This window comes from Agromyces sp. NPDC055661 (assembly GCF_053618135.1).
The window spans coordinates 136294-157669 of sequence record NZ_JBSHHC010000001.1 but is presented as its reverse complement, the minus strand read 5'-3'; the positions used below and the strand labels follow the sequence as shown (position 1 = coordinate 157669).

General features: G+C 70.8%; 16 protein-coding genes. 10 read left to right on the top strand and 6 right to left on the bottom strand.

The genetic code is table 11. The features are described from left to right. Window positions 1–39: 39 nt before the first annotated feature. The 3 genes from ACWGO8_RS00725 to ACWGO8_RS00715 all read right to left on the bottom strand — a co-directional run bounded on the left by ACWGO8_RS00725 (window position 40) and on the right by ACWGO8_RS00715 (window position 3579). The gene (locus ACWGO8_RS00725) at window positions 40–1410 is read right to left on the bottom strand and encodes an aldehyde dehydrogenase family protein (RefSeq protein ID WP_452041252.1); all 1371 of its coding nucleotides are present in this window, start codon (window positions 1408–1410) and stop codon (window positions 40–42) included. Further along, the gene (locus ACWGO8_RS00720) at window positions 1407–2135 is read right to left on the bottom strand and encodes a gamma-glutamyl-gamma-aminobutyrate hydrolase family protein (RefSeq protein ID WP_452043503.1); all 729 of its coding nucleotides are present in this window, start codon (window positions 2133–2135) and stop codon (window positions 1407–1409) included. Before ACWGO8_RS00720 ends, ACWGO8_RS00725 begins: the two co-directional genes overlap by 4 nt. A 76-nt stretch (window positions 2136–2211) precedes the next feature. After that, window positions 2212–3579 carry a glutamine synthetase family protein gene (locus tag ACWGO8_RS00715; RefSeq protein ID WP_452041251.1) on the bottom strand — a complete coding sequence of 456 codons (1368 nt, stop codon included), beginning with the start codon at window positions 3577–3579 and terminating at the stop codon, window positions 2212–2214. Window positions 3580–3818: 239 nt separating this feature from the next. Here ACWGO8_RS00715 and ACWGO8_RS00710 point away from each other — a divergent pair, with 239 nt between their 5' ends. Next, entirely contained in the window at window positions 3819–5417 is a 1599-nt protein-coding gene (locus tag ACWGO8_RS00710) for an amino acid permease (RefSeq protein ID WP_452041250.1), read from the top strand. A 212-nt stretch (window positions 5418–5629) separates the two neighbouring features. Further along, complete coding sequence (locus ACWGO8_RS00705; RefSeq protein ID WP_452041249.1) at window positions 5630–7144, top strand: aspartate ammonia-lyase; 1515 nt, start codon at window positions 5630–5632, stop codon at window positions 7142–7144. Between the two features lie 11 nt (window positions 7145–7155). Here the strand turns inward: ACWGO8_RS00705 and ACWGO8_RS00700 are convergent, their stop codons facing one another. The 3 genes from ACWGO8_RS00700 to ACWGO8_RS00690 form a co-directional block, all read right to left on the bottom strand. Continuing rightward, entirely contained in the window at window positions 7156–8031 is an 876-nt protein-coding gene (locus ACWGO8_RS00700; protein ID WP_452041248.1) for a fumarylacetoacetate hydrolase family protein, read from the bottom strand. Between the two features lie 110 nt (window positions 8032–8141). Further along, window positions 8142–8900, bottom strand: a complete 759-nt coding sequence (locus ACWGO8_RS00695) for an SDR family NAD(P)-dependent oxidoreductase (RefSeq protein ID WP_376957018.1) — start codon at window positions 8898–8900, stop codon at window positions 8142–8144. Between the two features lie 53 nt (window positions 8901–8953). After that, complete coding sequence (locus ACWGO8_RS00690; RefSeq protein WP_452041247.1) at window positions 8954–9805, bottom strand: fumarylacetoacetate hydrolase family protein; 852 nt, start codon at window positions 9803–9805, stop codon at window positions 8954–8956. Between the two features lie 144 nt (window positions 9806–9949). Between ACWGO8_RS00690 and ACWGO8_RS00685 the strand changes: the two genes are divergently transcribed. The 8 genes from ACWGO8_RS00685 to ACWGO8_RS00650 all read left to right on the top strand — a co-directional run bounded on the left by ACWGO8_RS00685 (window position 9950) and on the right by ACWGO8_RS00650 (window position 21339). Then, window positions 9950–11251, top strand: coding sequence for an L-fuconate dehydratase (locus ACWGO8_RS00685; protein WP_452041246.1), 1302 nt, complete (start codon window positions 9950–9952; stop codon window positions 11249–11251). Beyond that, window positions 11248–12237, top strand: coding sequence for an aldo/keto reductase (locus tag ACWGO8_RS00680; protein ID WP_452041245.1), 990 nt, complete (start codon window positions 11248–11250; stop codon window positions 12235–12237). The genes ACWGO8_RS00685 and ACWGO8_RS00680 overlap by 4 nt, the downstream gene beginning before the upstream one ends. Next, on the top strand, window positions 12234–13145 hold the full coding sequence (locus tag ACWGO8_RS00675; RefSeq protein ID WP_452041244.1) for an amidohydrolase family protein: 912 nt from the start codon (window positions 12234–12236) through the stop codon (window positions 13143–13145). Before ACWGO8_RS00680 ends, ACWGO8_RS00675 begins: the two co-directional genes overlap by 4 nt. A gap of 43 nt (window positions 13146–13188) precedes the next feature. Continuing rightward, entirely contained in the window at window positions 13189–13629 is a 441-nt protein-coding gene (locus ACWGO8_RS00670) for an RbsD/FucU family protein (RefSeq protein ID WP_452041243.1), read from the top strand. Continuing rightward, window positions 13626–15152, top strand: a complete 1527-nt coding sequence (locus ACWGO8_RS00665; RefSeq protein ID WP_452041242.1) for a sugar ABC transporter ATP-binding protein — start codon at window positions 13626–13628, stop codon at window positions 15150–15152. The genes ACWGO8_RS00670 and ACWGO8_RS00665 overlap by 4 nt, the downstream gene beginning before the upstream one ends. After that, on the top strand, window positions 15149–16177 hold the full coding sequence (locus ACWGO8_RS00660) for an ABC transporter permease (RefSeq protein ID WP_452041241.1): 1029 nt from the start codon (window positions 15149–15151) through the stop codon (window positions 16175–16177). The genes ACWGO8_RS00665 and ACWGO8_RS00660 overlap by 4 nt, the downstream gene beginning before the upstream one ends. Before the next feature lie 75 nt (window positions 16178–16252). Then, on the top strand, window positions 16253–17233 hold the full coding sequence (locus ACWGO8_RS00655) for an ABC transporter substrate-binding protein (protein WP_376957003.1): 981 nt from the start codon (window positions 16253–16255) through the stop codon (window positions 17231–17233). A gap of 212 nt (window positions 17234–17445) precedes the next feature. After that, on the top strand, window positions 17446–21339 hold the full coding sequence (locus tag ACWGO8_RS00650) for a glycosyl hydrolase family 95 catalytic domain-containing protein (protein WP_452041240.1): 3894 nt from the start codon (window positions 17446–17448) through the stop codon (window positions 21337–21339). Window positions 21340–21376 lie beyond the last annotated feature (37 nt).

The window sequence follows — 21376 nt, the reverse complement described above, 5'->3', positions numbered from 1 at the left end:
GGGTTCGGGGTCTCGATACGCGACGCGCTGCGCGCGGCGCTACTCGACCAGCGGGGGGTCGACGGCGAGGAAGACGTTCTTCGTCTCGGTGAAGGCGAGCGGGGCGTCGGGTCCGAGCTCGCGGCCGAGGCCCGACTGCTTGAACCCGCCGAAGGGCGTGGCGTAGCGCACCGACGAGTGCGAGTTGACGCTGAGGTTGCCCGACTCGACAGCCCGGGCGACGCGGATGCCGCGGCTCAGGTCTCGCGTCCAGATCGAGCCCGAGAGGCCGTACTCGCTCGCGTTCGCGAACGTGATCGCGTCGGCCTCGTCGTCGAACGGGAACACCGACACGACCGGACCGAAGATCTCCTCGCGCGCCGCGCGCGACTCCCGCGACGGCGTGAGCACGGTCGGCGCGAACCAGAATCCCGCGCCGTCGGGCGCGCTGCCGCGGAACGCGACGTCGGCGTCGTCGGGCACGAACGACCGCACGTGCTCGAGGTGCTGGCGGGCGACGAGCGGGCCCATCTCGGTCGTCTCGTCGGCCGGGTCGCCGACCTTCACGCCGTGGACGGCCGGCTCGAGCAGCTCCATGAACCGCTCGTAGACGCTGCGCTCCACGAGGATCCGGCTGCGGGCGCAGCAGTCCTGGCCGGCGTTCTCGAACACGCCGTACGGCGCGGTCGCGGCCGCGCGCTCGAGGTCGGCGTCGGCGAAGACGATGTTCGCGCTCTTGCCGCCGAGCTCGAGGGTCACGCGCTTCACCTGCTCGGCGCAGCCCGCCATGATGTGCTTGCCGACCTCCGTCGAGCCCGTGAACACGACCTTGCGCACCGTCGGGTTCGTCACGAAGCGCTCGCCGACGACCGAGCCCTTGCCGGGCACGACCTGGAACAGCCCCTCGGGGAGCCCTGCCTCGAGGCCGAGCTCCGCGAGCCGCAGGCTCGTGAGCGGCGTCCACTCCGCGGGCTTCAGCACCACGGCATTGCCCGCCGCGAGCGCCGGGGCGAAGCCCCACGAGGCGATGGTCATGGGGAAGTTCCACGGCGTGATGACGCCGACGACGCCGAGCGGCTCCTGGAACGTCACGTCGAGCCCGCCCGCGACCGGGATCTGGCGGCCGAAGAGCCGCTCGGGCGCGGCCGAGTAGTACTCGAGCACGTCGCGCACGTGGCCGGCCTCCCAGCGGGCCTGCGAGATCGGATGCCCCGAGTTGCGCACCTCGATGGTGGCGAGCTCCTCCACGGCGCCGTCGACCGCCTCGGCGAAGCGCCGCAGCATCCGTGCCCGGTCGACCGGGGCGAGCGCCGCCCAGTCGCGCTGCGCGGCCGCGGCGCGGGCGATCGCGCCATCCGCCTCCTCGATGGTGGCGGACGTGACCGTGGCGACGACCTGCTCGTCGGCGGGGTTCACGATCGTGTGGCTCACGCGATGCTCCTTCTCGTGCGGTGCGTGCGGGCGGCCTCGACGAGGCCGGCGAACAGGCGGCGGTCGGCGGCGTTCTCCTCGGGGTGCCACTGCACGCCCAGCCCGAACGGCACGGACTCGAGCTCGACGGCCTCGATGACGCCGTCCTCGCTGCGGGCCGTGACGGTGAGGCCCTCGGCGACCACGTCGAGCGCCTGGTGGTGGTAGTAGTGCACGGGCAGCGTGCCGTCCTCGTCGCCGAGCACGGTCGCGAGCCGCGACCCGGGCTCGACGCTCACCTCGCCCTCGCCGAACACGGCGGCGGAGGGCTGGTAGCGCTCGCTGCCGACGACGTCGGGGAGGTGCTGCACGAGCGTGCCGCCGAGGGCGACGTTGAGCACCTGCGCGCCGCGGCAGATGCCGAGGAAGGGCAGCTCGGCGGCGATCGCCTCGGTGAGCAGCGCGTCCTCCCACTCGTCGCGGTCGGTGCGCGGCGCCCCGGTGCGCGGGTGGGGCTCCTGCCCGTAGCGCGCGGGGTCGACGTCGGCGCCCCCGGCGACGATGAGGCCGTCGAGCGACGCGAGGACCGTGCGGGCGATCGCGGGGGAGACGGGCTGCGGCGGCAGCAGCACGGCGATGCCGCCGGCATCCGTCACCGCATCGAGGTACACCTTCGGCAGGAACGAGGCCCGCAGGTCCCAGACGCCGGACTGCGCCTGCTCCAGGTAGGTGGTGACGCCGATCAACGGTGCGGATGCCGCCGGCCCCCGTGCCGGGGCATCCGCACCGTCCCCCCTCCCACTCGTCGTCGCGATGTCGGGTTCAGAGTCGTTCGAAGCCACGCACGCGCTCCCAGTCGGTGACGGCCGCGTCGTACGCCGCGAGCTCCACGCGCGCGTTGTTGAGGTAGTGCTCGACGACCTCGTCGCCGAACGCCTCGCGCGCCACGGCGGACTCCGCGAACAGGTCGGCGGACTCGCGCAGGGTCGCCGGCACGCGCGCCACGTCGCTCTCGTAGGCGTTCCCGACGAACAGGTCCTCGGGCTCGAGCTCCTGCTCGATGCCGTGCAGGCCGGCGGCGATGAGGGCCGCGACGGCGAGGTACTGGTTCACGTCGCCGCCGGGCACCCGGTTCTCGACGCGCATCCCGTGCCCGTGGCCGACGACGCGCAGCGCGCACGTGCGGTTGTCGAGGCCCCACGCGATGGCGGTCGGTGCGAAGGATCCGGCGACGTAGCGCTTGTAGGAGTTCACGTTCGGCGCCGAGAAGAGCGTGAGCTCGCGCATGGCGGCGAGCTGCCCGGCCAGGAACCGCCGGAACAGCTTCGACATGCCGTGCGGGGCATCCGCGTCGCTGAAGACCGCCGAGCCGCCCTCGCCGCGCAGGCTGATGTGGATGTGGCAGCTGTTGCCCTCGCGCTCGTTGAACTTGGCCATGTACGTCAGGGACTTGCCGTGGCGGTCGGCGATCTCCTTCGCCCCGTTCTTGTAGATCGAGTGGTTGTCGCACGTCGTGAGCGCGGTGTCGTAGCGGAAGGCGATCTCCTGCTGCCCGAAGTTGCACTCGCCCTTCACGCCCTCGCAGTACATGCCGGCGCCGTCCATGGCGTTCCGGATGTCGCGGAGCAGCGGCTCCATGCGGGTGGAGGCGAGCAGCGCGTAGTCGATGTTGTAGTCGCTCGCGGGGGTGAGGTCGCGGTACCCCTTGCGCCAGGCCTCGCGGTAGGAGTCTTCGAACACGATGAACTCGAGCTCGGTTCCCACGTGCGCCGTGAGGCCCCGCTCGGCGAGCCGCTCGAGCTGGCGCTGCAGGATGCGGCGGGGCGACGCCTCGACGGGCGTGCCGTCGAGCCACTGCAGGTCGGCCGTCACGAGGGCCGTCGCCTCGAGCCAGGGGGCGATGCGCAGCGTCGTGAAGTCGGGGATCATCGCCATGTCGCCGTAGCCGCGCTCCCAGCTCGACATGGCGTAGCCGTCGACGGTGTTCATCTCCACGTCGACCGCGAGCAGGTAGTTGCAGCACTCGGCGCCGTGCGCGGCGACGTCCTCGAGGAAGAGCCGCGCCGAGACGCGCTTGCCGACGAGGCGGCCCTGCATGTCGGTGAAGGCGACGATGACGGTGTCGACGTGGCCGTCGGCGACCGCGTCGCGCAGTTGGTCGAGCGAGAGGTATCCGGTCGGTGCCGACATCCGTGGCTCCTCCTCGAGACGGTGAATGGTCTGCGGTGGCGACCATTACACCACAGCCGACGGCGGCTGCGACACCGCTTGGCGCGCGTCCGCTCTGGTCGGTCTGCGGATGCCCCGCCGTCGCGTCCCCGAAAAAGGTCTGTACGAGCGACCATTGGGAGCCCTATAGTCGGGGCCAACGCATCGCACCCCCCTGCGCCGGCCCCTCCGGCCCGCGCGATGAGAGCAAGGGAGCCGTCATGGCGAAAGACACCTTGAGGGTCTCGGGAGTGAAGTACACGACCGCCGACTCCGGATACTTCGAGAAACGAAAGCTCACCCGCGCCGCCGGCGTGTGGGGCCTGTGGGGACTCGCCGTCGCGGCGGTCATCTCGGGCGACTTCTCCGGCTGGAACTTCGGCATCGACTTCGCCGGCTTCGGCGGCATGCTCATCGCCTTCGTGATCCTCGTGGCGATGTACTACGGCCTCATCTTCTCCATCGGGGAGATGTCGTCGGCCATGCCGCACACCGGCGGCGCCTACTCGTTCTCGCGTGCGGCGATGGGGCCGTGGGGCGGGTTCGTGACCGGCCTCGCCGAGACCATCGAGTACGTCGCGACGACCGCGGTCATCGTGTTCTTCTCGGCCTCGTACGCCGACGCCATCACGAGCGAGCTGCTCGGCTTCTCGATGCCCGGCTGGGTGTGGTGGATCATCCTCTACCTGATCTTCATCGGCATCAACGCCGCGGGCGCGAACATCTCGTTCAAGTTCGCGATCGTGGTCTCGATCATCTCCATCGCGATCCTGCTCGTGTTCAGCGCGATGGCGATCTTCTCCGGCCAGTTCTCCTGGGACAAGCTGTTCGACATCGTGCCCGACGCGGGCCAGACGGCGTTCCTGCCGCACGGCGTGCTGCCGATCCTGTTCGCGCTGCCGTTCGCGATGTGGTTCTTCCTCGGGATCGAGGAGCTGCCGCTCGCAGCCGAGGAGTCGCACGACCCCGTGCGCGACATCCCGCGCGCCGGCCTCATCGCCCGCGGCACGCTCATCGTCACGGGCCTGCTCGTGCTGTTCCTCAACACGGGCGTGGTAGGCGCCGAGGCGACGGGCGTGGCCGCCGAGCCGCTGCTCGACGGGTTCCGTGCGATCGTCGGCGACGAGCTCGCCGCGCTGCTCGCGCTGTTCGCCCTCATCGGCCTGCTCGCGTCGCTGCAGGGCATCATGTTCGCCTACGGGCGCAACATGTACTCGCTCTCGCGCGCCGGGTACTACCCGAAGTTCCTCTCGCTCACCGGCAAGCGGCAGACCCCGTGGGTCGCGCTCGTCGCCGGCGCGGTCATCGGCTTCATCGCCCTCATCGTGCTCGACCTGCTCGCCCAGGCCGACGCCGAGGGCGCCGGTGCGGTGGCCGGCGCGATCGTGCTGAACATCGCGGTCTGGGGCGCCGTGCTCGCGTACCTGCTGCAGATGGTCGCCTTCGTGATCCTGCGGCGCAAGTACCCGAACGCCGAGCGCCCGTACCGCAGCCCGTGGGGCATCCCGGGGGCGGTCGTGGCGGCGGTGATCGCGGCGCTCATCTTCCTGGGCTTCCTGCTCAACCCGACGTTCGTGCCGGCGATCATCGCCATCGGCGTCGTGTACGCCGTGATGCTGCTCGTCTTCGCGCTGTGGGGCCGGCACCGGCTGATCCTGTCGCCCGAGGAGGAGTACGCGGTCTCGGGCGGCCTGCACGGCAACCCGCAGAAGGAGGGCTACGGCGGCTCGGTCGAGGAGGAGCTGCTCGCCGCCGACGGCGTCGACGGCACCGCTGCGGCGGTCGTGGTCGACGACGTCGACGAGCCCGACAAGGTCTGAGGCGCGGGGCGCGACGGGCGGCGGGGCGTGGGGGCGTCCCGCCGCCCTCGTGCGCGCTCCCGGGGGCCTCGGGCCGTCGCCGGCGGGGCCGCCGGGGCGATGCCGGAGCGGTAGGCTCGAAGGGTATCCAGTCGCGGAGACCCCGCGCGCGAACAGCGGGATGCCGCCGCACGAGACGGCGACCGCATGAGGCAATGGAGCCACCTGTGTCGATGACCCGACCCCAACATCTGCCCACCCGTCCGACCGCCGAGGAGGAGTACGTGGCCAGGACCGACGAACCGATCGAGACGCGAACCGAGACGGACTCGCTCGGAAGCGTCCAGGTTCCGGCCGACGCGTACTGGGGCGTGCACACCATGCGCGCGCTCGAGAACTTCCCGATCTCGAAGCGCCCGATCTCCGTCTACCCCGACCTCGTCATCGCACTCGCGCAGGTCAAGCAGGCCGCGTCGCGTGCGAATCGCGAGGTCGGCGCGCTGTCGCCGCAGAAGGCGGCCCTGATCGACGAGGCCTGCCAGCGCATCATCGACGGCGAGCTCAACGACCAGTTCGTCGTGGGCGTCATCCAGGGCGGCGCCGGCACGTCGACGAACATGAACGCCAACGAGGTCATCGCCAACCTCGCGCTCGAGATCGCCGGGTACCCCAAGGGTCGCTACGACATCGTCCACCCGATCGACGACGTCAACCGCAGCCAGTCGACGAACGACACCTATCCGACGGCCCTGAAGCTCGCGATGACCGCGTCGCTGACGACGATGCTCTCCGAGCTCGACCAGCTGCGCATCGCCTTCGGCCGCAAGGGTCGGGAATTCTCCGACGTGCTGAAGGTCGGCCGCACGCAGCTGCAGGACGCCGTGCCGATGACGCTCGGCCAGGAGTTCCACGGCTTCGCCACGACCCTCGGCGAGGACATCGCGCGCCTGCGCGAGACCATCAAGCTGCTGAGCGAGGTCAACCTCGGCGGCACCGCCGTGGGCACCGGCATCACCGCCGACCCGGGCTACGGCGCCTCCGTCGTGCGGCACCTCAGCGAGATCACCGGCCAGTACCTCGAGACCGCGCCCGACCTCGTCGAGGCGACGAGCGACACCGGCGTGTTCATGACGTTCTCGAGCGCGCTCAAGCGCAGCGCCATCAAGCTCTCGAAGATCTGCAACGACCTGCGCCTGCTCTCGTCGGGCCCGCAGGCGGGGTTCGGCGAGATCAACCTCCCGCCGCGCCAGGCGGGCTCGAGCATCATGCCCGGCAAGGTGAACCCGGTCATCCCCGAGGCGGTCAGCCAGGTCGCCTATGCGGTCGCGGGCGCCGACGTCACGGTCACGATGGCGTCCGAGAGCGGCCAGCTGCAGCTCAACGCCTTCGAGCCGGTCATCGCGCACTCGCTGCTGCAGTCGATCACCTGGATGCGCCAGGCGTGCTGGACGCTCCGCGTCAACTGCGTCGACGGCATCACCGCCAACGTCGAGCGGCTCGACGCGATGGTCGCCTCGAGCGTCGGCGTGATCACCGCGCTCATCCCGTTCATCGGGTACCACGAGGCGTCGAAGCTCGCCAAGCAGGCGCTGGCCACCGGCCGGCCGGTCGCCGACCTCGTCGTCGAGGCGGGCCTGATGACCCGCGAGGACGTCATGAAGCAGCTGCAGCCCGGGCGCCTCTCGGGCATCCGGCCGGTCACGCAGGCCATCCCGGTCGTCGACCTGATGGGCGAGGCCAGCGAGTAGGGCCCGCCGCGTCAGACGACGCGGCAGTGCGTCGTCAGCGAGCCGATGCCCTCGATCGACACGGTGACGGTCGAGCCGTCGCGCAGGAAGACCTGGGGGTTGCGGGAGTAGCCCGCGCCCCCGGGGCTTCCGGTGGAGATGAGCGTGCCCGCGGGGATGGTCGCCGACCGCGAGAGGTAGGAGATGATCTCGGCGACGCCCCGCACCATCTCGTTCGTCGAGGCGTCCTGCATGATGCGGCCGTCGAGGTTGGTGGTGAGCCAGAGGTCCTGCGGGTCGGCGATCTCGTCGGCGGTGACCACGACCGGGCCCGTCGGCGTGAAGCCGTCGAACGACTTGCACCGCGACCACTGCGCCTCGCTGAACTGCAGGTCGCGCGCCGTGATGTCGTTCACGACGGTGTAGCCCCAGACGTAGTCGAGCGCGTCGCGCACGTGCACGCCGCGGGCCGGGCGGCCCGTGATGACGCCGAGCTCGGCCTCGTAGTCGACCTGCGTGGTGAGGTCCTCGGGCCAGGTCGTGGTCGCTCCGTGGCCGGCGAGCGAGTTCGGCCAGAGCGAGAAGATCGTCATGGCCGACTCGGAGCGGAGCTTGAGCTCCGAGGCGTGCGCCGCGTAGTTCGCACCGATGGCGATGACCTGGGCCGGACGCAGCACGGCCGACGAGTGGCGCAGCTCCGAGACGGCGGTCAGCTCCGCGCCGTTCCCGAGGGCGACGTCCACGGCCGCTCGCACCTCGGCGAGGCCCTCGCGGCCGCGTTCGATGAGGTCCTGCAGGTCGCGGGGCGCCCGCTCCATGACGTCGTCGAGGAAGAGCGCGGCCTCCGCCACCACCACCGCGAGCCGAGGGGTCGTCTGGCCTTCGGCTCTGAGGTGCGCGAATCTCACCCGTCTAGGCTATCGGCCGCGTTGCCGCCGCCGATGTGCATGGCGTACAACGAACGGATGCCGGGACGCCACGACGTCGACAACCGGGGCACGTCGGCGCAGCGCGCCCGTCAGCTCGAGGCGGGCCGGAGCCGGAGCTCCTGCATGCCGCCGTCGACCGCGAGCGCGACGCCCGTGGTCGAGCCGGCCGCCGGGCTCGCGAGGTACGCGACGGCGTCGGCCACCTCGTCGGCGGCGACGAGCCGGCCGTGCGGCTGGCGGGCCTCGAGCGCGGCGCGCTCGGCCGCCGGGTCGGGCGCCGAGTCGAGGAGCCGCCCGACCCACGGGGTGTCGGCGGTGCCCGGGTTCACGGCGTTCACCCGGATCCCCTCGCGCAGGTGGTCGGCCGCCATGGCGCGGGTCAGGGCGGCGACGGCGCCCTTGCTCGCACTGTAGAGCGCGCGCTGCGGCAGCCCCGCCGTGGCGGCGATGGACGACGTGTTGACGATCGCGGCCGCGGGGGAGCGGCGCAGGTGGGGGATGACCGCGCGGCTCACGCGGACCATGCCGACCACGTTCACGTCGAGCACGCGGTGCCACTCGTCGTCGTCGTTCGCCTCGACGGTGCCCTGGGCGCCGATGCCCGCGTTGTTCACGAGCACGTCGATGCGGCCGAGCTCGGCGACGACGCGCTCGACGCCGGCGCGCACGCTGGCGTCGTCGGCGACGTCGACGGCGACGGCGAGGTCGGCGTGCGGCGCGGCATCCGGTCGCAGGTCGAACACGGCGACGGTCGCGCCGCCCGAGCGCAGGCGCTGGGCGATCGCGGCGCCGATGCCGGATGCCCCGCCGGTGACGATCGCGACGAGTCCGGTGAAGTCGTTCGACATCGTGGGTGACGGTCCTCTCGAAATGGGTGATGGATGAAACGGAGCGGGTGGGGTCAGGCGGCCGCGACGACCTGCTGGCGCTGTCGCCCGAGGCCGTCGATCTCGAGCTCGACGACGTCGCCGGGCGCGAGGTAGGGGAAGCGGCCGGAGAGCGCGACGCCCTCGGGCGTGCCGGTGAGGACGAGGTCGCCCGGCTCGAGCGCGAGCACCTGGCTGAGCTCGTGCACGATCCGGTCGATGCCGAAGATGAGGTCGCTGGTGCGGGAGTCCTGGCGCGGCTCGCCGTTGACCGTGCTGGTCAGGCGCACGTCGTCGGCGTCGAGGTCGTCGGCGGTCACGAGCCACGGCCCGGTGGGGCAGAAGCCCGGGGCGCTCTTGCCCTTCGACCACTGCCCGCCCGAGATCGCAAGCTGCCAGTCCCGCTCCGAGAGGTCGTTCGCCACGACGTAGCCGGCGATGTGCCCGCGCGCCTCGGCGGGCGAGGCGAGGTAGCTCGCTCGACGGCCGATCACGACGCCGAGCTCGACCTCCCAGTCGGTCTTGGTGCTGCCGCGCGGGATCGCGACATCGTCGTAGGGGCCGACGACCGTGTTGGGGGACTTCATGAACATCACCAGCCGCGTGGGCGGCTCCGAGCCCGACTCCGCCGCGTGGGCGGCGTAGTTCATGCCGATGCAGTACACCGCCGAGGGACGCGCGATGGGTGCGCCGACGCGCAGCGATCCGGCGTCGGGGAGCTGGGGGAGGCTTCCCGCATCGAGCGCGGCGCGCGTGCGGGCGAGGCCGTCGGAGGCGAGGAAGGCCCCGTCGACGTCGTTCGTCACGCTGCGCAGGTCGAGGGCCACGTCGCCGTCGAGGACGACGGGGATCTCGCTGCCCACGTTGCCGAGCCGGGCGAATCTCATGGGGGTCCTCTCCATCGTGGCGTGGTCGAACATCGGAACTCTGATCCGGGCGACCGTGGAATCATGGAGATTCTTGCACAGATCTCAGATGTTGACAGCCGAGACATCCGATGTTTATGCTCAGGTCGCCCACGAAAGGACGCCATGAGCACGATCGTCAGTGTTGACACCCGGGACATCCGCTTCCCGACCTCTCTCGAACTCGACGGGTCGGACGCCATGAACCCCGACCCCGACTACTCGGCGGCGTACGTCACGATCCGCACGGACGCCCCCGACGGCCTCGCCGGCGACGCATTCGTGTTCACGATCGGACGCGGCAACGACGTCGAGGTCGCGGCGATCGACACGCTACGCGGCCACCTGCTCGGCCGTGACGTCGAGGAGCTCCTGGGCGATATGGGCGAGACGTCGCGGCTGCTCATGCACGACTCGCAGCTCCGCTGGCTCGGCCCCGAGAAGGGCGTCATGCACATGGCGATCGGCGCGGTCGTGAACGCCCTCTGGGACCTGCGCGCGAAGCGCGCCGGCCTCCCGCTCTGGCAGCACCTGGCGAGCCTCAGCCCCGAGGAGCTCGTCTCGCTCGTGGACTTCCGCTACCTCACCGACGCGATCACGCCCGACGAGGCGCTCGCGATCCTCCGCGCGGCGGAGCCCGGCCGCGCCGAGCGCACCGCACGCCTGCTCGAGGTCGGCTATCCCGCGTACACGACGACGCCCGGCTGGCTCGGGTACTCCGACGAGAAGCTCGAGCGGCTGTGCCGCGAGGCCGTCGCCGACGGGTTCCCGCAGATCAAGCTCAAGGTCGGCGCCGACCTCGACGACGACGTGCGCCGCCTCGGCATCGCGCGCCGGGCGGTGGGTCCCGACTTCCCGATCGCCATCGACGCGAACCAGCGCTGGGACGTGTCCGACGCGATCGCCTGGGTGAACGCCCTCGCCGAGTTCCACCCCGCATGGATCGAGGAGCCGACGAGCCCCGACGACATCCTCGGCCACGCGGCGATCGCCCGCGGCATCCGGCCGGTGCGCGTGGCGACCGGCGAGCACGTGCAGAACCGGATCGTGTTCAAGCAGCTCCTGCAGGCCGGCGGCATGGCCGTGATGCAGATCGACGCCACGCGCGTCGGCGGCGTCAACGAGAACATCGCGAACCTCCTGCTCGCCGCCAAGTTCGGCGTCCCCGTCTGCCCGCACGCCGGCGGAGTCGGCCTCTGCGAGGCCGTGCAGCACCTCTCGATGTTCGACTACGTCGCGGTCTCGGGCAGCATGGACGGGCGCATGATCGAATACGTCGACCACCTCCACGAGCACTTCGCCGTCGCCACCGAGGTCGTGCGCGGGCGCTACCTCGCGCCGACCGCCCCCGGCGCCTCCACCGAGATGCTGCAGGCCTCCGTCGACGCCTACACCTGGCACGGCGCGCACGCCGTGGCGCCGGCATGAGCGCCGGGCAGCGCGGAGCCGCGAACGACGTGACGAGCACCGAACGGCTCGGGCCGCTCGGCTTCGGGGCCGCGCCCATCGGCAACCTCTACCGCCCGGTGTCCGACGAGGACGCCTCGGCCGCCCTCGAGGCGGCGTGGGAGGGCGGCATCCGCTACTACGACACCGCGCCCCACTACGGGCTCGGCCTGTCGGAGCGACGGCTCGGCGCATTCCTCCGCGGACGGCGGCGCGACGAGGTGGTCGTCTCGACGAAGGTCGGCCGCGTGCTCGAGCCGAACCCCGACTTCGCCGGCGGCGACGACCTCGCCGACGCGTACGCAGTGCCGAACGACCTCGTGCGGCGCTTCGACCCGAGCGAGGCGGGCATCCGCCGGAGCGTCGAGGACTCGCTCGAACGGCTCGACCTCGACCGCATCGACATCGCCTACCTGCACGACCCCGACGTGTACGACCTCGATCGCGGCCTGGCCGAGGGCCTGCCCGCGCTCGCGCGCCTGCGCGACGAGGGCGTCGTCGGCGCCATCGGCATCGGCACGAACGACGCGGATGCCGCGGCGCGCGCCGTGCGCGAGGGCGACCTCGACCTCGTCATGATCGCCGGCCGGTACACGCTGCTCGAGCAGTCCGCGCTCGACGACCTCCTGCCGCTGTGCGAGGCGCGCGGCGTCGGCGTGGTCGCGGCGGCGCCGTACAACTCCGGCCTGCTCGCGACCGACACGCCCGCGGACGGCGCCCGCTACGACTACGCCGCGGCGCCCGGCGACGTGCTCGAGCGCGCCCGCCGGCTGGCCGAGGCGTGCCGTGCACGCGGTGTGTCGCTGCCGGTCGCGGCGCTCCGCTTCCCCCTGCGCCACCCGGCGGTGCGCACGGTCGTCGTCGGCTCCGCTCGCGCGAGCTCCGTGCGCGAGAACGCGGCGCGGCTCGCCGTCGAGGTGCCCGAGGGGTTCTGGACCGAGCTGCACGACGAGGGGCTGATCCCGTGAGCGGCCGGATCGTCGACGCGCACCTGCACCTCTGGGATCGATCGCAGGGCGGGTATCCATGGATCACGCCCGAGCTCGGTCCGCTCGACCGGGACTTCGCCCCCGAGGAGGCCGCCGCCGAGCTCCGGGCCGCGGGCGTCGACGCCGCCATCCTCGTGCAGGCCGACGACACCGCGGCCGACACGCGCTTCATGCTCGACGTCGCCGCGACGCACGACTGGGTCGTCGGCGTGGTCGGATGGGTGCCGCTCGACGACGAGCGCGCGGCCGCCTCGGCGCTCGACGCGCTCGACGGGGAGCCGCTGCTCCGCGGCATCCGCCACCTGGTGCACGACGACCCGCGCGACGACTTCCTCGACCTGCCCGACGTGCGGGCGTCGCTGCGCCGCGTGGCCGAGCACGGCCTCGTGTTCGACGTGCCCGACGCGTGGCCCCGCCACCTCGCCGCGGCCGGTCGCGTCGCGCGCGCCGTGCCCGAGCTCACGGTCGTCATCGACCACCTCGCGAAGCCGCCGGCCGGCACCGATGCGCTCCCCGCGTGGGAGGCCGAACTGCGGGCCGTCGCGTCCCTGCCGAACACCATGGCGAAGTTCTCGGGCCTGCACCTGGCGGGCGTCCCGTTCGACGAGGCGACCGTGGGCGCGCTGCTCGACCTCGCGCTCGACGCGTTCGGCGCCGAGCGCCTCGTCTACGGCGGCGACTGGCCCATGTCGGTGCCGCACGGCGGGTACCAGTCGACCTGGCAGGTCATGCGCGCGTGCCTCGACCGCCTCGCGCCCGACGAGCGCGGCGCGGTGCTCGGAGGCAACGCCGAACGCGTCTATCTCGACCCAGAGATCAGACCGATCGTCCCGGAATCGGGCCTATCACCCCGAATCATCGATGAATCCAAACGAAACATCGGATGAGTAGTACACTCATCCCCGTCCATCTCAAGGAAGAGAGGCCCAGGTGCTGACCGGCATCCACCCGATCCTCGCCGGCGAGCTGCTCGCCGCGCTCGATCGGCTCGGGCACGGCGACGAACTCGTCGTCGCCGACGCCAACTTCCCCGCCCACCGCTTGGGCGCCCAGGTCGTCGAGACCCCGGGCCTCCCGTCGCCCGAGGTCGTCGAGGCGATCCGCACGGTGGTCCCGCTCGACGGGTACGAGGGCGCGTCCGTGCTCCTCATGGCCGCCGAAGGCGACGAGCGGCTCGCGGTGCAGCACGAGCTGGTCGAGGCTGCGAGCGCGCCGGCCGACCGCGTCGCGGAGCTCGAGCGCTTCGCGTTCTACGAGCGCGCCGCCGCCGCGCGGCTCGTCGTCCGCACGGGGGAGCTGCGCCCGTACGGCAACCTCGTGCTCCGCAAGGGCGTCGTGAACGCCTACGTCGCGACGGGGGCCGCCCGATGAGCGCGGTCGGCGGCGTGCCGCTCCTCGAGCTCGAGGGCGTGAGCAAGGGATTCCCGGGCGTGCAGGCCCTCGACGACGTGCGGCTCGACCTGCGGCACGGCGAGGTGCTCGCCCTCGTGGGCGAGAACGGCGCCGGCAAGTCGACGCTCATGAAGCTCCTCGCGGGCATCTACACCCCCGACGCGGGCGTGTTCCGGATGAACGGGGACGAACTCGTCATCGACGGGCCCCGGCACGCGCAGGAGCAGGGCATCAGCATCATCCACCAGGAGTTCAACCTGATGCCCGACCTCACGGTCGCGCAGAACATCTTCATCGGGCGCGAGCACCGCAGCGGTGGGCTGTTCCTCGACGACCGGGCTCTCAACCGGCGCGCGCAGGACCTGTTCGACCGCCTCGGCCTCGCGCTCGACCCGGCCGAGCCCGTCGAGCAGCTCACCGTCGCACGGCAGCAGATGGTCGAGATCGCCAAGGCGCTCTCGTTCGACGCGAAGGTGCTCATCATGGACGAGCCCACGGCCGCGCTGAACGACGCCGAGGTCGACGTGCTGTTCGAGCTCATCGGCCGGTTCCGCTCGCCCGAGACCGGCGTCATCTACATCTCGCACCGCATGGAGGAGCTCTCGCGCATCTCCGACCGCATCACGGTGCTGCGCGACGGGCGCTACATCGACACGCTCGAGACCGCCGCCACCGACCAGCGCGAGGTCATCTCGCTCATGGTCGGCCGCGAGCTGCGCGGCGAGCAGCGGCCAGGCGGCGGCCGTGTCGAGGGGGAGCCCGTGCTCTCCGTGCGCGGGCTGTCGACGAAGCGGCTGCTCCGCGACGTGAGCTTCGACGTGCACGCGGGGGAGATCCTCGGCTTCGCCGGGCTCATGGGCGCCGGCCGCACCGAGGTGGCGCGCGCCATCGTGGGTGCCGACCGCCGCGACGCGGGCGTGGTCTCCGTGCGCGGCCGCGAGGTCGGCATCCAGAACCCCGCGGACGCCGCGCGCCTCGGCATCGGCTACCTCTCCGAGGACCGCAAGCAGCTCGGCGTCCTCCTCGAGCGCAGCGTGCGCGAGAACATCGTGCTCGCCTCGCTCCGCGACTACGTCGGCGCCCTCGGATTCGTCAGGAGCAGCCGCATCGAGGCGACCGGCCGGGAGTACGTGCGGAAGCTCCGCATCAAGACCCCGTCGACCGCGCAGCTCGTGCGAAACCTCTCGGGCGGCAACCAGCAGAAGGTCGTCATCGCCAAGTGGCTCGCGAAGGACTGCGACGTCCTCATCTTCGACGAGCCGACGCGCGGCATCGACGTGGGCGCCAAGGAGGAGATCTACGTCCTGCTGCGCGAGCTCGCCGACCAGGGCAAGGCGATCGTCATGATCTCCTCCGAGCTTCCCGAGGTGCTCCGCCTCGCCGACCGCATCGCCGTCATGGCCGAGGGACGGCTCACCGCCGTGCTCGACAACGCCGACGCCACCCAGGAGAACGTCATGGACTACGCCACCCGCTTCAGCGCCGAAGGGACCATCGCATGAGCCCCACCACCACCCCGACGACCGAGACGCCCTCGACGTCGGCCTATGCCGCGGTCGAGGCCGGCACACCCCGGTTCGCGCGGCTGCGAGGCTCGCTGCAGCAGCTGCTCGCGGCGGCGAGCCTCATCGTCATCGTCGTGTTCTTCTCGTTCGCGAGCTCGCACTTCTTCACCGCGAACAACCTCATCTCGATCCTGACCGCGGCGACCGTGACGGGCATCCTCGCGCTCGGCACGACGTTCGTCATCATCACCGGCGGCATCGACCTCTCGATCGGCACGGGCATGGTGCTCTGCGGCGTCATGGCCGGTGTGTTCCTCACATACTGGGGCTGGCCGCTCTGGGCGGGCGTGATCGCGACGATCCTGTTCGGTGCGCTCATCGGACTCGTCAACGGCGTGAACATCTCGATCTTCGGCATCCCGCCGTTCATCGCGACCCTCGGCATGATGCTCATCGCCGCGGGCCTCTCGCTGGTCATCTCGGGCACGAAGCCGATCTACTTCAACGACACCCCCGAGTTCCAGCAGATCATGAACCTGTCGATCATCCCGGGGCTGCGCTTCCCGCTCGGCGTCGTGATCTTCATCGTCATGATCGTCGTGGCCGCGCTCCTGCTGTCGAAGACCATCGTTGGCCGGTACGCCTTCTCGATCGGCTCGAACGAGGCCGCGACCGAGCTGTCGGGCGTGAACGTGCGCCGCTGGAAGATCATCATCTACACGATGGCGGGCCTCTTCGTCGGCCTGGCCGGCGTGCTCTCGGCGTCGCGCCTCTCGTCGGCGCAGCCGACGGGCGGCATGGGTCTCGAGCTCGAGGCGATCGCCGCCGTCGTCATCGGCGGCACCTCGCTGCAGGGCGGCAAGGGCTCCATCGTCGGCACCGTCATCGGCGCCCTCATCATGGCCGTGCTCACCAACGGCCTCCGCATCATCTCGGTCCCGCAGGAGTGGCAGTCCGTCGCGGTCGGCGTCGTGATCCTGATCGCCGTCTACCTCGACATGCTGCGCCGCCGGAGGGCCTGAGACCACCGGGAACCCCACCCCGGATCATCCGCAACACAGCACCAAACACCGAACCACCAACACAAGGGAGTGACCATGTTCAAGAAGCGCACGATCGGGGCCGTGGTCGGCCTCGCGGCTGCGGCGCTCGTCCTCGCCGGCTGCGCGAGCGACGGGGGCGGCTCCGCGGCCGCCGACGGCGAGAAGCCGTACGTCGCACTCATCTCGAAGGGATTCCAGCACCAGTTCTGGCAGGCCGTGAAGGCCGGCGCGGAGCAGGCTGCCGAGGAGTTCGACGTCGAGATCACCTTCGAGGGCCCCGACACCGAGGCCGACGTCGACCAGCAGATCCAGATGCTGCAGACCGCCCTCGACAAGAGCCCGGCGGCGATCGGCTTCGCCGCGCTCGACAGCCAGGCGGCCGGCCCGCTGCTGCAGCAGGCGAAGGACCAGAGCATTCCGGTCATCGCGTTCGACTCCGGCGTCGACAGCGACATCCCGCTGACGACCGCCGCGACCGACAACCTCGCCGCGGCCGCCGAGGCGGCCGAGCACATGGCGGAGGCCGTCGGCCACGAGGGCAAGGTCGCGCTCGTCGTGCACGACCAGACGTCCGTGACCGGCCAGCAGCGCCGCGACGGCTTCGTCGACTACATGGAGGAGAACGAGCCGAACATCGAGATCGTCGACATCCAGTACGGCGGCGGCGACCAGGCCAAGTCGGCCGACCTCGCCAAGGCGATCATCGCGGCGAACCCCGACCTCAAGGGCATCTACGGCTCGAACGAGGGGTCGGCGATCGGCGTCGTGCAGGCGGTCAAGGAGCTCGGCATCGACCCGACGCAGCTCGTCGTCGTCGGCTTCGACTCGGGCAAGGCGCAGATGGACGCCATCCGCGACGGGCTCATGCTCGGTGCGATCACGCAGAACCCGGTCGGCATCGGCTACGAGACGGTGAAGGCCGCCGTCGAGGCGATCGACGGCAAGGAACTGCCGAAGACGATCGACACCGGCTTCTACTGGTACGACGTGTCGAACATCGACGACGACGAGATCCAGGCCGTCCTCTACGAGTGAGCGAGCAGAGGCGGGGTGTCGCAGGCATCCCGCCTCTTCCATGTCCAGTCCCATGTCGAGCGATGGAGGATTCCTCCCCTGATCCCGCGCAGCGGCTCGGATGCCCCGCTGTCGTGATGCACCACTCCCACCGCGCGCTGCGGTGACGCATCCAACCAGTTGGGAACGCGACCCGGCTCGCTTCGGCGTGCCCGATCAATGGAGAGAGAACTGTGCTGACATCGGATCGACTGCATACGGATGGGACCACCGCGCTCGGCGCGAGACCACGCGGGAGGAGGTGGATCTCGGGTTCGCTCGCCCTCGCACTGACCGCGGGCGCTGTCGTCGCACTGGGCACGCCGCCCGCTGCAGCGGAGGAATCCGCGCCGTTCGGCGAGCAGCCGGCGCTGAAGGCCTGGTACGCCGCACCCGCGGGACCGGCGAACGACAAGGCGGGAGCCTGGGAGAAGGAGAGCATCCCGCTCGGCAACGGCTTCCTCGGCGCCAGCATCCTCGGCGGCGTCGACAGCGACGAGATCATCATCAACGACCACACGTACTGGACCGGCGGGCCGGGGCAGAACCCGGCCTACGACGGCGGCTTCAGCTCGAAGACGTCGGAGGAGAACGCGGCCAACATCACGAAGGCCCAGGACCTCATCCAGGCAGCGTGGGACGAGACCGCCCCGGCGACGGTCGACGCCAACGGCAACATCACGCCTGCGACGACGCCGAGCACGGCGAAGATGAACGAGATCACGGGCGTCGTCAACCGGCTCGTCGGCGACAAGGCGAACTTCGGCAGCTACCGGCAGCTGAGCTCGATCGTCATGAACTCGGGCGACGTCATCGAGATCGCCGGGTACTCGGCGAACTACACGAACCCGAACAACGCCGGCGAGACGACACGGTCGCTGTTCGACGGCAGCACGCAGACGAAGATGTACGCCGACAAGTTCGGCGCCCCGAGCACGGCCAAGCCGTACGAGGTCGAGTGGTCGTACTCGAAGGCGTTCGACGCGGCGACGTACCGGCTCGCGACGGGCAATGACAGCCCGAACCGCGACTTCAAGAGCTGGGTGCTCTCCGCGAGGAAGGGCGACGGCTCCTGGGTCGTCGTCGACACGGTGACGGATGCCGCGTTCGGCTCCGCCAGGCAGACCTACAAGTCGTTCACCCTCGACGTGCCCGGCTCGTACGACCAGTACCGGATGTCGGTGACCGCGACCGTAGGCAACGGCGACCCGCAGATGTCGGAGATCGACGTGCCGATCCCCGGGAGCGGCGCGCCGAAGTTCGTCAGCTCCACCGCCAGCCGAGAGCACCCCGGCAATGCGGCCGAACGCTCACCGTCGCTGTTCGACGGCGACACCGGTACGAAGATGTACGCCGACGGCGCCGGGCAGATCACCGAGGCCAACCCGTACACGGTCGACTGGTCGTACACGGCGCCGTTCGCGGTGACGACCTACCGGCTCGCCACCGGCAACGACGTGCCCGGTCGCGACTTCAAGACCTGGAAGCTCTACGGCAAGGCGGGCACCGGCGCCTGGGTGCTCATCGACACCGTCGACAACGCGGGCTTCGGCTCCGAGCGCAAGGCCTACAAGCAGTTCGAGGTCGACGTGCCCGGCACGTACGACGCGTTCCGCATGACGGTCACGGCGCTCTCGCAGCTCAGCCAGCAGCCGCAGATGTCGGAGATCGACGTGCTGCCCACCGCACCCGTCGAGGAGGAGGACCCCGTCACCGACTACCGCCGTGAGCTCGACCTCGACGGCGGCAAGGCCTCGGTCTCGTACACGCGCGACGGCGTCGACTTCGAGCGCGAGTACTTCGTCTCGAACCCCGACCAGGTCATGGCGATCCGCCTCACCGCCTCCGAGCCCGGGGCGATCACGCAGGCGTTCTCGATCAAGCCCATCGACCCGCAGAAGCTCACGGTCGAGGGCGACACCATCACCGCGACCGGCTGGGTCGGCGGCCACAACCAGGCGGCCGACGACGTCAACCGGTTCAACGATGGCCTGCACTACGCCCAGCAGCTCCAGGTGATCCCGCAGGGCGAGCACGCGAAGCTCGTCAAGACCGGCAACGCGATCCGCGTCGAGGACGCCGACTCGGTCGTGCTGCTCACCACCACGAACACCAACTACCAGGAGGACATCACCGCAGACGAGCCCTACCCGGGCGAGGACCCGCTGAACAACTACTTCGACGGTCGGGACCCGCTCCCCGAGGTCGAGGAGCGCATCGACGCGGCATCCGCCAAGGGCTTCGACGAGCTGTACGAGACGCACCTCGCCGACTACTCGGCCCTCTACGACCGCGTGAAGCTGAACCTCGGCAACGTGGCATCCGCGACCTCGAAGACGACGCCGCAGCTGCTCAAGGGGTACCGCGACGGCACCAACACCGCCGACGAGAACCTGTACCTCGAGACGCTGTACTACCAGTTCGGCCGCTACCTGCTCATCGCGTCGTCGCGCGAGGGGTCGCTCCCGGCGAACCTGCAGGGCATCTGGGCCTACGGCACCAATCCGCCGTGGGCCAGCGACTACCACGCGAACATCAACCTGCAGATGAACTACTGGCTGGCCGAGCAGACGAACCTCTCGGAGCTCACCGAACCGCTGATCAGCTACATCGACAGCCTCGTGCCGCGCGGCACGGAGGGCGTCGAGCGGGTCTTCGGCGAGGGCACGCGCGGGTGGACCACGTGGCACGAGAACAACACCTGGGGCAACACCGCGCCCGCGACATCCTCGGCCTTCTTCAGCCCTGAGGACGGCGCCTGGCTCGCACAGCACGTGTGGGAGCACTACCTGTACACGAAGGACGTCGACTTCCTCGCGGAGCACTACGACCTGCTCCGCGGTGCGGCCCTGTTCTGGGTGGACACCCTCGTGCTCGACACGAAGAGCAACAGGCTCGTCGTGAGCCCCTCGTACTCGCCCGAGCACGGACCGTACTCCGCCGGCGCGACGGAGCCGCAGTCCGTGGTGAGCGGCCTCTTCGAGGACGTGATCGAGGCGCACGACGTGCTCGGCGACCGACTCGACGCGGCCGACGCCGCCGCCGGTCTCAAAGGGCGCGCCGCCGAGGACGGGTACCTGGACGAGATCGCCACGGCGAAGGACGGCATGCTCGGCCTGCAGATCGCGCCCAAGGGCACGTACACGCAGGGCGGCCGCACCTACCAGGGCGGTCAGCTGCAGGAGTGGCAGAACCCCATCGCCATCGACTTCACGGGCGACGGGAGCCACCGCCACACCAACCACCTCTACGCCCTGCACCCCGGTGACCAGGTCGTGGCCGGGCGGAGCGCCGAGGAGGATGCGCTCGTCGACGCGATGAAGGTCACGCTGAACACGCGCGGCGACTCCTCGACGGGGTGGTCCATGGCCTGGAAGCTGAACTTCTGGGCCCGGGTCCGCGACGGCGACCGCGCCCACGTCCTGTACAGCACCCTGCTGAAGCAGGGCACGTACGACAACCTGTGGGATGCGCACCCGCCGTTCCAGATCGACGGCAACTTCGGCGGCACCGCGGGTGCGACCGAGATGCTCCTGCAGTCCCAGGGTGACGCCATCGAACTCCTGCCGGCGATGCCGGAGGTCTGGGGCACCGGCTCGGTGACCGGACTCCGGGCCCGAGGAGACGTCGGCGTGGACATCGCGTGGGCCGGCGGCGACCTCACGGAGGCCGTGCTGACCCCCGACGTCTCGCAGACCGTCACCCTCAAGGGCACCGACCTCGCCCGCATGAAGGTGACGGACTCGAACGGCGACGAGGTGCGGTTCGAGGCGGTCGCCGACTACGAGGGCGACCTCGACGGCCACACCATCCGGTTCGACGTGGAGGGCGGTGAGACCTACCGGATCTCGGACGGCGCCGGGTTCTCGACGGTCCACTGGCTCATCGATCGCGCCGAGCAGGTGGGCGACCTCACCGGCGACGTGTCGGACGACGTGCGGAAGCGCGTCGAGCAGGCGGAGGACGTCGCCGACTCGCCCGCGTCGCGCCGGGCCGTGATCGCGCAGCTCGACAACGCCGCCCGGAAGGGCGCGGCGAGCGTGGAGCTCGTGGACGCGATCGGTGCACTGACGGCAACGTTCCGCTGATCCGCTGAACAGCGTGTGCCCGGCGACCTCGGTCGCC

Bases quoted from the DNA above. Each gene is read 5' to 3' on its own strand.
- ACWGO8_RS00685 (WP_452041246.1), top strand. From the start codon at position 9,950: ATGAGCACGATCGTCAGTGTTGACACCCGGGACATCCGCTTCCCGACC.
- ACWGO8_RS00660 (WP_452041241.1), top strand. From the start codon at position 15,149: ATGAGCCCCACCACCACCCCGACGACCGAGACGCCCTCGACGTCGGCC.
- ACWGO8_RS00695 (WP_376957018.1), bottom strand. From the start codon at position 8,900: ATGTCGAACGACTTCACCGGACTCGTCGCGATCGTCACCGGCGGGGCA.
- ACWGO8_RS00665 (WP_452041242.1), top strand. From the start codon at position 13,626: ATGAGCGCGGTCGGCGGCGTGCCGCTCCTCGAGCTCGAGGGCGTGAGC.
- ACWGO8_RS00715 (WP_452041251.1), bottom strand. From the start codon at position 3,579: ATGTCGGCACCGACCGGATACCTCTCGCTCGACCAACTGCGCGACGCG.
- ACWGO8_RS00655 (WP_376957003.1), top strand. From the start codon at position 16,253: ATGTTCAAGAAGCGCACGATCGGGGCCGTGGTCGGCCTCGCGGCTGCG.
- ACWGO8_RS00705 (WP_452041249.1), top strand. From the start codon at position 5,630: ATGACCCGACCCCAACATCTGCCCACCCGTCCGACCGCCGAGGAGGAG.
- ACWGO8_RS00710 (WP_452041250.1), top strand. From the start codon at position 3,819: ATGGCGAAAGACACCTTGAGGGTCTCGGGAGTGAAGTACACGACCGCC.
- ACWGO8_RS00680 (WP_452041245.1), top strand. From the start codon at position 11,248: ATGAGCGCCGGGCAGCGCGGAGCCGCGAACGACGTGACGAGCACCGAA.
- ACWGO8_RS00690 (WP_452041247.1), bottom strand. From the start codon at position 9,805: ATGAGATTCGCCCGGCTCGGCAACGTGGGCAGCGAGATCCCCGTCGTC.